Annotated in this window: 10 protein-coding genes and 1 other annotated feature; of the genes, 3 read left to right on the top strand and 7 right to left on the bottom strand. The window is 38.0% G+C overall.

The annotated features are described in order from the left end of the window. A partial coding sequence (locus PLK24_RS11445) for an iron-sulfur cluster assembly scaffold protein (protein ID WP_349770655.1) occupies window positions 1-103 on the bottom strand: 103 nt, incomplete at its 3' end. Between the two features lie 408 nt (window positions 104-511). Here PLK24_RS11445 and PLK24_RS04015 point away from each other — a divergent pair. After that, window positions 512-1,810, top strand: a complete 1,299-nt coding sequence (locus PLK24_RS04015; RefSeq protein ID WP_324476522.1) for a class II D-tagatose-bisphosphate aldolase non-catalytic subunit — start codon at window positions 512-514, stop codon at window positions 1,808-1,810. Window positions 1,811-2,168: 358 nt separating this feature from the next. Here PLK24_RS04015 and PLK24_RS04010 read toward each other — a convergent pair whose 3' ends face one another. The 6 genes from PLK24_RS04010 to PLK24_RS03985 all read right to left on the bottom strand — a co-directional run bounded on the left by PLK24_RS04010 (window position 2,169) and on the right by PLK24_RS03985 (window position 8,551). Next, window positions 2,169-3,104 carry a 1-phosphofructokinase family hexose kinase gene (locus tag PLK24_RS04010; protein WP_324476520.1) on the bottom strand — a complete coding sequence of 312 codons (936 nt, stop codon included), beginning with the start codon at window positions 3,102-3,104 and terminating at the stop codon, window positions 2,169-2,171. Then, on the bottom strand, window positions 3,101-4,441 hold the full coding sequence (locus PLK24_RS04005; protein ID WP_324476518.1) for a hypothetical protein: 1,341 nt from the start codon (window positions 4,439-4,441) through the stop codon (window positions 3,101-3,103). Before PLK24_RS04005 ends, PLK24_RS04010 begins: the two co-directional genes overlap by 4 nt. A gap of 721 nt (window positions 4,442-5,162) precedes the next feature. Then, a complete protein-coding gene (locus tag PLK24_RS04000; RefSeq protein ID WP_324476516.1) occupies window positions 5,163-6,014 on the bottom strand; it encodes a phosphatase PAP2 family protein in 852 nt (283 codons plus the stop codon). A 98-nt stretch (window positions 6,015-6,112) separates the two neighbouring features. Continuing rightward, entirely contained in the window at window positions 6,113-7,822 is a 1,710-nt protein-coding gene (locus tag PLK24_RS03995) for a FeoB small GTPase domain-containing protein (RefSeq protein ID WP_324476514.1), read from the bottom strand. Then, entirely contained in the window at window positions 7,819-8,091 is a 273-nt protein-coding gene (locus tag PLK24_RS03990) for a FeoA family protein (protein ID WP_324476512.1), read from the bottom strand. The genes PLK24_RS03995 and PLK24_RS03990 overlap by 4 nt, the downstream gene beginning before the upstream one ends. After that, a complete protein-coding gene (locus PLK24_RS03985) occupies window positions 8,063-8,551 on the bottom strand; it encodes a Fur family transcriptional regulator (protein WP_324476509.1) in 489 nt (162 codons plus the stop codon). Before PLK24_RS03985 ends, PLK24_RS03990 begins: the two co-directional genes overlap by 29 nt. Before the next feature lie 350 nt (window positions 8,552-8,901). Beyond that, window positions 8,902-9,157, top strand: a binding site (T-box leader). Window positions 9,158-9,244: 87 nt separating this feature from the next. On the opposite strand from PLK24_RS03985, the gene ilvD reads away from it, so the two are divergent. Both ilvD and PLK24_RS03975 read left to right on the top strand, forming a co-directional pair. Then, window positions 9,245-10,900 carry a dihydroxy-acid dehydratase gene (gene ilvD, locus PLK24_RS03980; protein ID WP_324476507.1) on the top strand — a complete coding sequence of 552 codons (1,656 nt, stop codon included), beginning with the start codon at window positions 9,245-9,247 and terminating at the stop codon, window positions 10,898-10,900. A gap of 16 nt (window positions 10,901-10,916) precedes the next feature. Further along, window positions 10,917-11,286, top strand: a 370-nt coding sequence (locus PLK24_RS03975; protein WP_349770654.1) for a thiamine pyrophosphate-binding protein, incomplete at its 3' end; no start/stop codon positions are given.

The following is an 11,286-nucleotide window of genomic DNA, read 5'->3' as shown; positions in this document are numbered from 1 at the left end:
AAACAATATTCCCAATAATACCCACGGCATCAGGATTTTCAATTTCTCCAACATTACGTGGGTGAAGAAAGTGATCTTTAACTTTTTCAGTGTAGTTCCACATGGCTTATTACCATACCTTTATTAGTTATTCGATACACTTAGTTTATTATACTATTGTTGCTAAAAAATTAAAATTGCTACGATAGAAATTATTCGATTATTATACACCAGAGTTCGGATGTCTTTTATTAAACCATTAACTGTTTTTATCAATCTCCAATGCTTTGCTTATTTATATAAACTAATCTTATAATTTCCAGTATCTTTATAAAAAAATCAACTCGTTACCTGTTTTCCTTCTTTGTAAAAAAGAAATTAAACAGATATTCTGTTCAGTGTATTAAGAAGATATTGTTTTATCCGCACAATGATCCAAATTGAATGATAAACTAACCAATAGAACCAATTGTTTTAAAAATGTTTAACTCTTTTAGAATTTAATTGTTAATTATAGAAAGGGAGGATATTTATGCTAGAACGAAAATCTATCGACAATAGTCAGATCCGTGAACAAGCAAAAAAGCTTGGCATACCAACCTGTGATCTATTGATGAGAAAAATGATGGAATTAAGCGGTTTTGAGAATATTCCAAGGACGCTATTTGCTGCTTGTCCTAATTCTGAAACTGTTATAAAAGCCGCCCTAAGATCAGCCCAAAGGGCTAATGCTCCGATAAAATTTGCCGCTACTCTCAATCAAGTTGACTTAGACGGCGGATATACCGGGATGAATCAGTTTGAATTTGTAAAAATGGTAAAGCTTGAGGCAGAAGCTATTAATTACAATGGACCAATCATTATTGCTATCGATCATGGCGGTCCTTGGCTTAAAGATGTACAAAGTCAAGAACACTGGCCTCTAAAAAAATGCATGGAATGGATAAAAAAATCATTCGAGGCTGCTATTGAAGCTGGGTATGACCTCATCCATGTAGATCCTACAGTAGACAAAACTCTACCCGCTGGTTCAGTTATACCTATCGATACCGTGATTACCAGAACAGTAGAATTAATTGAACACGCTGAGGTTTTCCGTCGACGCCACCAATTTCCCCCAATATCCTATGAAGTAGGAACTGAAGAAGTGCATGGGGGGTTAGCCGACTTGTCAGTTTTTGAAAGTTTTCTTAAGGGCTTAAAGACTCAGCTTCAAAATCGGGGTTTATCGGATGTGTGGCCAATTTTTGTCGTGGGAAAAGTCGGGACTGATCTTCATACCACAACTTTTGATCCTCAGGTAGCCCGACAATTAGTTCAAATAGCTAAAATCTACGGATCATTTATCAAAGGCCATTATACTGATTATGTTGAAAATCCCATTGACTACCCTCTATCAGGTATGGGCGGTGCAAATGTTGGTCCTGAATTTACCGAAGAAGAATACAACTCCCTCCTCGAATGTGAAAATATTGAAATCCGCTTGAATAGACAAGGAGCTATTGCTAAATTATCCAAATTAATGGAAAGTTTAGAACAAGCAGTCTACCAAAGTGGTCGTTGGAAAAAATGGCTCTTAACCGAAGAAATAGGAACTGATTTTTTCTCGCTAACTCCCGAAAGGAGAGCCTGGTTAACCAAAACTGGGTGTCGTTATATCTGGTCATTACCAGAAGTCGTAAAATCTCGATTATGTTTGTATCAAAACTTAATAAAAAATGGTTACCAGGCGGAAATTATTGTTATTTCAGCTATAGAAAAAAGCATGGATAAATATCTCCATGCTTTCCAGCTGGTTGACTTAAACCAAATAATTCAAAAAGTGCTTTAAACCAGTTTAAAAACATTTATGGGGGGCCGATTATAGTGTCGGCCCCCCATAAATGCAAGGAGGGGAAAGACTCTTTATACTTTTAATAAATTAATCTAAAACTGCTGTTTCAATCTTTTTTAAAATCTTTTATCCCATTTATTATCGTAAGGTGGTTCGTTTTTTCTATACTTATATAATATTATGCAAAACCTTAAAAAGTTTCGTTTTAAAAAGAAAATTTTTTAATTTATCAATCCCAAAGCAATGTTGAGGTTTGCTCCAACCTTCTCTTGTGATCAGGAAAAGAAATTAATATATTCAGACAAGAACATCTTTTTCAATTTGTTATTCAATGATGAAGGATGAGATCCCTTGCCTAAAAAATGTTTCCAGTTTCAACTCTCACTTCGAGCAGAAGAAGTTGGATATCATTCCAGGTTATCGCACCAGCATCCCAGGTCTGAGCGTTAGCAGCTCCTGCGGCAATACCCAAACCTAAGCATTCATTCCATTTTTTCCCATTTATAAGACCAAATATGAATGCTGCTAAAAAAGAATCTCCGGACCCAACTGGGTTAATTGAGGCCACTTTTGGGGGATAACCTGACCAAGACACTCTTTCTCCTCGAAACCAAGCCCCCTTTTCTCCCAGGGTGAGAATTAGATATTCAACTCCCTTGCTATTGAGAAATTCATAAAATTTGTTTAAGTCATCGCCACAATTAATTTTTTTCTCCCAGGTTTCTTCCGCTTCTTCACGATTCATTTTCACCATCCAAGGCTGGGCTTTTAAGGCTTCAATCAAGGGTACCCCACGGCTGTCGATGATGGTTTTTATCCTATTTTTTTTTGCAATCTGAATCATTCGATAATAAATAGTTTGAGTGTTTTGGTCAGAAACACTCCCACAAAACACAATTAACTCCACTGATGGAATAATCTTTTCAAAGGTCAACAATACTTGATTCATTTCCTGGGGGGAAATAACCGGTCCTGGCTCAAAATACGCAACTTGTTGCCAGCTTCGATCAACAATAGTCGTAACAACCCGGGTTAATTGAGAAATCCAAGCAGGATAAACCGAGACTCCATCTAACTCTATTAAGCTTTTTACTCTTTGTCCAGTATATCCCCCTAAAAGAACGAAATGCCCAACTTCAACGCCGAGCTGACGCAATACTCGACTCACATTTGAACCTTTCCCACCGGCAATTTCTTTAACTTTTTCCACCTTAATTTTTGGTTTCGGAATAATACTTTCAACAAAAAGAGTTTTATCAATGCATGGATTGGGAGTCACAACCAAAATCATGCCCATCGTTTTATCAATTCCTCAGATGAAAGTGATCCTATTTGTTCTAATTGGTATCTATCTGCGGGCACGGTTTGACCAACTTGATAGTAGAATCGATTTCTTACTTTCCGATCTTGAAAAGTCTTTTTTGCCCATTCGCTGGTATATCCACGCTTTGAAGATTTTTCCATAATAATATGGCCCCAAAGCATCCAAGCGCTTCTAATGAAATATGGTGTCAGTGGAGTTAGCGCTGGAGATTCGAATTCATCTACAAATTTTTGACCAAATTTATTCAATTCTGTCCCTACAAAAATGGGAATTTCTCTCCGTTTCGCTTCTTCAACAATTTCATAGAGCTTGGCAAGCTTTAAGTGGCTTTCTTCTTTATCGGGGAGGTCCCAATTTCGATCAGGAACGATAAATAAAGTTTCTATACCTTTCGCTTCACAGAAATCCAGTAATTCTTTTGGATCTTTTTCTCCACTTCGAGTGCCATCAAGCCAAGAAAATGATGGAATCGCTCCCAAATCCAGTATCATATCAGTTACCTGCTCGAGAGTCGGAAAGTCGCCCACATCGGGTTTGACGTATCCGACACCTCCATGTTTCATTAATTTAGATCGAATAAAATCATAAAAATCAGGTTTATGGTTCAAAAAATTTTCAACCTTCTCTGGGGAGATATCTAATTTTTCCGACCAGAATTTTACTTGTTCTATCCGGTCGGAAAATATTTGATCTGCCTTGATGGCATAGGCCATAACTAAATGGCGCTCGGTTGGATTTCCTGATGGTGTTAACGGAAGAACATCTTTTTCCAGGTCAATCGCAACCGGTTGCAAGTATGAATTCACCCTTTTTAAAACACTTCTGTTTCTTTTTTGGGCGGTTTCTTTTAAATATCTCAAGGTTTTACCCGTTTTTGTCTCTGATTCAGGAAGTCGAGTAAAACCATTTCCCATGAAATAAGCCACTCCAGGTTCTTTGGGAGAACTCAATTCCCGATCGTGAAACTCAGGGAGATACACTCGAGTTTCAATACCACTAGATACTGGTAAATTTACTTCAAACCCACCCCAAAGGAATTCTTCCATTGCATCCAAAACATCAAAATCAACACTGCCAGCCATTGACAATCCTTCTTTTCGAGCCCGCCAGATAATATGCAAAGGGGAATAACCATAAGCGTTAAAGGAAAAAAAGGTATGAAAATGGAGGTTTACTTTTGGGGAAGGATCGGGCAATAGAATCTTTTTCTGATCAGCCAGCGCCTTAAGTTCTAAAAATGCTCTTTTTCTATCAGAAAAATTAAAATTATCAAGTTCACTTTCAATTTTTTCAACTGAATTCACTTTTCTATTCCTCCTTTAATTTTTGATAGATCCTCTTACCGCTTTACAGCACCAGATGATAATAAAAATACTTTTCTTAAAACCGTCTTTACCAGGAGCATAGCGACATGGCAACCTCTTCTTTTATTAATATTTCTATTTCTAATTCTCAGGATAACCATCCAAAATAGAACGGCGCCCACCTCCCCTTGGGAGCTGAATTTCGCCGTGTTGTGGTATTGAGTTGAATAAAACAATTGTATCAATTCATTCACCCATTAATGGGGGGTGGGCATTTCTCATTTTTATTTGATCACTTTTCACTCATTTTTGTATTTACAGGATAGGCCTTCATGCCACTTTTGTGGCACCATATGAAAATGAAAACCAAGGATTCGACATCATGGCATGCCGCTACATTAATTAAAGAATGGGCACAATACATTGTGCCCCTACAATTTTATATTCTTTGGTAGGTGCTTGATTTATCATGCCCGTGGATTTTCAGGATAGGCCTTCATGCTACTTCATGATATTGGATGATCGGGAAAATAAAAGCAATCTACCTTTTTTCTCTTTTTTAAATTGTTTTTTAATCTTTAGTTGTGGGTCGATATCCAGGTATAGTTTATAAGATAGGTTTAATAAAAACCATACAAACTTAGAATGCAGCTGAAAACATTTTTCTTAAGCTTTGATTTTATTACCTCGATTTTCATATAATCCTTATCGTTACAATGATTTAATTTTTCTTATTTTTCAAAACCTTATAAAAAATCAAAGGTGTGATGAAAACAATCCAAAAATTAAGAATAAAGTATCGCAAAAAATAAGCCCAGAGCGAGACCGGAAAAACGACTTTCATTCCAAGGTAAAGAACAATCACCATAACCATACCTAATCCATAATGCGCTAAGCGAGTCTTAAAGTTCAATGGTAAAACAAAATTGATTAGAGTTTTTTCGAGAATTGTTCCACAAAAAATTCCACCAAGGGATCCGGCAACCCGGGCTGATAAAGGGTCGAAAGAAAAATGGTAGAGTAACCCTCCCACCAGCAAGCTCAAGAAAATGGCTCTTGCTGGCATAAATTTCAACTTTAATCTCTCAAACCGATGAAATAAATACCAGAAAAAAAGAGCGATTATAAATCCTAAAACTGCACCAACAATAACATCACGTGGATAGTGAACCCCTAAGTAAATCCGAGAAATCGCAACAAAAGAGCTAATAATAATCGCTAAAAGGAAATAAATATTCTTGGGATAGGACCAAGCTAAAAAAAAGGTAACAGTTGCAACCGATTGAGCATGGCCACTAGGAAAAGATTTTCCTTCGGGATTTTCTAAAATCCGTAGTCCTGGGTGTTGAGGACGAGGAAGATTGAAAAATTCCTTTAAAGTAAAATTAATATACATTGAAAAAAATATTACAATACCAAGTTGGATGGCCATCTTCTTGTTCAAGCATAAATAGACGAAAGAGAGAAAAAACAAGTAAAATAATTCCGATCCTAAAAAGGAAAAAAACCGAAAGAGAACATCTAAAACCGGATTAGAAAACTGCTGCAAAACAAGAATGAATTCTTCACTCACATTAAACAACCCCTTCTATTCTCAAAATTTTCAATCTTTACTTGAGACTCAATAAAGGGGAAGTAAAGATAAATCTTATTCTTTTCATTGTTGTCAAATTATAAAACCAAATTCAAGATTAATCCAGTAAGAATAGATGCAAAAAGCATAATTATAGTACCTTGAATCAGTTTTTTCACTCCAAGTTCTTTTAAAATTACCATAAAAGTTGCCACACAGGGAAAAAACATAGCTAATATCACCGAAGAGATGACCAATTGTTTTACTGTGAGTTGTAAGGGAGCGAGCAAGCCCATGGCTATATCTTTCCGAAGAAAACCAAGCACCAATACCAAGGAAACCTCACTGGGAAGACCTAAATATTTTTGGAAAAAAGGACCGATAGCTTGCGCAATATAGGGGAAAAGATTGGTCATAAATAGAAGATTAACCGCCAGAATTCCCAAAGAAACGATCGGAAGAGCTTCTTTTAAAAACCCTTTCACTCGAAGCCACAATTTAGGAAGAAGAGTTTTCCAATAGGGGAAACGGTAAGGAGGTATTTCCAGAACAAGAGCTGGACGATATCCTTTTACAGCGTATTTTAAAATAACCCCCAAGATAATCCATACTAAGAGAAGGATGAAATAAACCAACATGACCGGCATGGTGCCGTGTTTCCCCAAAACCCCAAAAATCAAGGCTTGTTGTGAAGCACAGGGAACAGCAATCGAAATCAAAACTGATATTATAAATCGTTCGGTTTTGCTTTCTAATATTCTAGTAGACATTATTCCTGGTACATTGCATCCCATACCTAACAAAGTAGGAACTATGGCATAACCGTGTAAACCAATTCGGTGAAAAAATCCATCCAACAAAACCGCTAAACGAGGAAGGTATCCGGTATCTTCCAATAACCCGAGAATAAAATAAAAGGAAATAATATAGGGAAGAACAACTCCCAATTCAACGTATATTCCCGTAGAAAGCAAGCCGAGTGATTGTTCAAAATCGATTTTTCCGTCAACCAGATGTCCGATTAAAATAGTTCTTAAAAAAGGAGAAAAAGATAAATGCCTATCAAGACCCAATAAGAGAGGATAGTAAAATCGATAAAAAAGTGGGTCAAGAATATAGTTGATCAGTCCTTCACCAATAAACCGAACTACCCAAAATACTCCATATAAAACCCCTAAACCAATGAGAAATCCACTGACCGGTAACAGGGTGGCTTCCTTTAAACGATCAACCCAGGTAGGCTTGTGGTAAGAAAAAGATTGCACAGCTTGAATAACTTGACCAATTTCATGCCAACGTTCCTGGTGTGAACTCGGCACAATAATTGGTACTCGAGCATGGTCAAGAGTCTGAATGAGCTTCTTCATGCCTTCTCCAGTAGTAGCAACTACTGGAATAACCGGTATGCCTAAAATATGCGAAAGAGCTTGGATGTCTATTCTGACTCCCCTTCGCTGAACCTCATCCCACATATTAAGAGCAATCACCATCGGTTTCTTTTTTTCTAAAAGCTCAAAAGTAAGGTAAAGGTTTCGCTCGAGGTTACCAGCATCAATTACATTAACAACTATATCAGCTTCATCAATCAGCTTTCCGGCAATTTTTTCCGCTTCCGCATCGGCTTCCAAAGCGTATGTTCCAGGAGCATCAATCAACTCAAATTTTACTCCATCGCGACTTATTTGACTCCGAGAAATTTCAACTGTTGTTCCAGGATAATTTGATGAAACCGCATATATACCGCTTAATCGGGTAAAAAAAACGCTTTTCCCGACATTTGGGTTCCCTGCTAAGACAACTTTTTTCATATTTCCATTCTAACTTTAATCCGACTTGCAATCCCACGCCCCAAGGCAAGGTCATGATCATCAATACGAATTACAATTGGTCCACCAACTAAAATTTGGCTTACTTTCATTATTTTTTTCCCGGGTACTATGCCCATTGAACAAAGTTTTCTCACCAACCCATGGCCATGATCAATCTCAGTTATTGTTCCGATTTGACCAGGAAGCATGTCAATTAAGGAATAATTTGAATCAGCTGATTTAGGAGCTATGCTTCGTTTTAGGATCAAAAAAACCATCCCCTTTAATTAAATCTCGTCGACATTTATCACAGAGTCCATAAAAATAAATTTGGTGAGACTCAATTTTAAATTCATATCGATTGGTTAATTCTTTTTCTAGATAAGAAACAAACTCACTTTCTCCCATAATCTCACTATAATCAACCACTTTCCCACATTTGTTACAGACCAAATGATGGTGATGAATGGGTTTATGGGTAATTTCAAAATGATCTTTACCGTCCCCAAAATTAACTCGATGTAAAATTCCAATTCTGGTTAACAAATCAAGATTACGATAAACTGTAGCTATCCCTGCTTTTTGGTCCCCTTTTTTAAGATATTCATGAACTTCTTCAGCAGAAAGATGCTTTCGATTTTCTTCAAATACCCTAATTATGGCTTGTCGACAGGAAGTGAGTTTTATTTTATTTTTCCATAAAGTCTTTTGCCATTCTTTATAAAACATCTCTCAACCAACTTATAATGATAATCATTCTCATCAACAATTATAATTCTTATTATCCAGAACTTCAATATATACTGGAGCTTTTTAAAAAGAAATTTCCTTGGGTAAATAAAGGAAAAATATTTAAATATCTGTTTTGAAAATACAGTGAGAAGCGAATTATGAGTAATGAATAGTAAATATTTTATTTCACCGGTATCCTCGCCTCTTCCCACCAAGAGAGAAGGAACTATCTATCTTCTTTTGTTTTATTAAATTTTTTATGTTTTCTTGCAATTTTAGTTTGAGTGTGGTATATTTCTGCTACTTTTATAGTGTGGCCTGGAATCTTTTCAATAATAATCGGGCTGTTAAAAACTATGAAGGGGCTCAGTAGGTATCGAAGGGGTCACAGAGAGCTTACCACTTGCTGAAAGTAAGCACCCGCTTAAATACCGAAACTCACCCTGGAGTTACAGGCTGAACGAGTATCTATTAAGCCGGGTCGGGAACTCCCGTTATAGAGGATGGTATAGGTAAAATTACCCGTACCTGTAATGAGTTGGCTGATATGTTGGCAAATCGGGTGGTACCGCGGGGAAGTTCTTAGAACCCCTCGTCCCTGTGAGGACGAGGGGTTTTTTGTTATCCTGACTTCTACTATTATTCTAAGTCTTTATAGATTGCCACAATAAATCATGAAGGAGGAATTTTATGAAAAGTGAATTAGTTAAAAACGGACCCGATCGTTGTCCGCATCGTTCCTTGCTATTTTCTACTGGAATATCACGCTCTGCAATGGAAAGACCTTTTGTTGGAATAGCCAGTTCCTATTCTGATTTAGTTCCTGGACATATCCATATGCGTGAATTAGAGCGCTTTATCGAAAGAGGCATTGAAGCAGGAGGAGGAACTCCATTTATTTTTGGAATTCCAGGAATATGTGATGGCATTTCTATGGGTCATGAAGGCATGCGGTATTCTTTACCCAGCCGCGATGTAGTTGCTGATAGCATTGAGGCAGTTGCCACGGGACATGCCCTTGATGGTTTAGTACTACTCACCAACTGCGATAAAATTACTCCAGGAATGCTTATAGCAGCAGCTCGCTTAAACATACCTGCTTTAGTTGTAACAGCTGGACCTATGCTTTCCGGTCGTTACCAAGGAAGAAAGCTTTCCTTTGTTCGAGACACCTTTGAAGCAGTTGGAAAATATCATGCCGGTCTATTGAGTGAAAAAGAATTAAATGCCTTAGAAGCTGAAGCTTGTCCCGGTGGAGGATCTTGTCAGGGACTTTATACTGCTAATACCATGGCATGTCTGACTGAAACCATGGGAATGAGTCTACCTGGTTGTGGAACTGCACCAGCGGTATTAGCAGAAAAACGAAGAATTAGTTATGAAAGCGGCAAACAAATTGTTCAATTGATAAAGCAAAATTTAACCCCACGGATGATTCTCAACTCTGCATCACTTAGAAATGCTATAACAATGGATTTAGCTTTGGGTGGTTCTACTAACACCGTCCTTCATTTATTAGCTTTGGCCAATGAGTTAGGTTTGAATGAAATCAATCTTGACATTTTTAACCAGCTTTCTTTGAAGGTTCCCCATTTAGTACTCCTTCGTCCTGCGGGTGAACTGTTTATGGAAGATCTTCACTTTGCTGGAGGGATTCCTGCCGTTGAAAAAATTCTCGGAGATTTAATTGAAGATAATCCTACAGTGAGTGGCGTTTCGGTTAGAGAAATACAAGACTCTGTCCAGTATGTTGACCATGAGGTTATTCGACCTCGGGAAAATCCTCATTCCCAAGAGGGTGGCATTGCAATTCTAAGGGGTTCCTTAGCTCCTGAAGGAGCGGTTGTTAAACAATCTGGTGTTAGTCAAGATATGAAAATTTTTCGAGGCAAAGCAGTCTGTTTTAATAGCGAAGAAGAGGCTATGGAAAAAATTACTAAAGGGAAAATCTCGAAAGGGAGCGTAATCGTGATCCGCTACGAAGGACCAAAGGGAGGTCCAGGGATGAGAGAGATGTTGGCTCCAACCTCGGCCATAGTTGGAATGGGCTTAAGCCATGATGTCGCCTTGGTTACCGATGGTCGTTTTTCCGGCGGAACTCGAGGACCCTGCATTGGCCATATTGCCCCTGAGGCCTATGACCGGGGACCGATTGCACTGGTCAAGGACGGTGACGAAATTCTCATCGATATTCCATCTAGAAAATTAGAATTATTTATAAATGATGAAGAGAAACAAAAACGTCAAGAACAATTGGTTCTCCCACCACCCAAATATACCCACGGCCTTCTCGGCCGCTATATTGAAAGAGCCCTGCCCACGAACCAAGGGGCGGCTATGAAGTGATTGTGAGGTGAATGCATTGAAAATGAAGGGTGCTCAAATTTTAATCGAACTCTTGAAAAAAGAGGGAGTTACTACCGTATTTGGCTATCCTGGAGGTCAAGTAATTGATATCTATGATGCCCTTTATGAATTTTCTGATATAAAACATATCTTAGTGCGTCATGAACAAGGAGCGGTTCATGCTGCCGATGGCTATGCCCGGACCACTGGTAAAGTAGGTGTTTGCATGGCAACTTCTGGACCAGGAGCTACTAATCTGGTCACAGGCTTAGCCAATGCCTATATGGACTCGATTCCTATCGTTGCTATTACCGGACAAGTGCCTACCCGTCTTATTGGAAAAGATGCTTTTCAGGAAGCTGATACAACTGGCATTACCATGCCGA

The organism is Atribacter sp. (genome assembly GCF_035418125.1).
GTDB classification, from domain to species: Bacteria; Atribacterota; Atribacteria; order Atribacterales; family Atribacteraceae; genus Atribacter; species Atribacter allofermentans.
The sequence above is the reverse complement of the archived record's forward strand: the minus strand, read 5'-3'. Positions and strand labels throughout refer to the sequence as shown.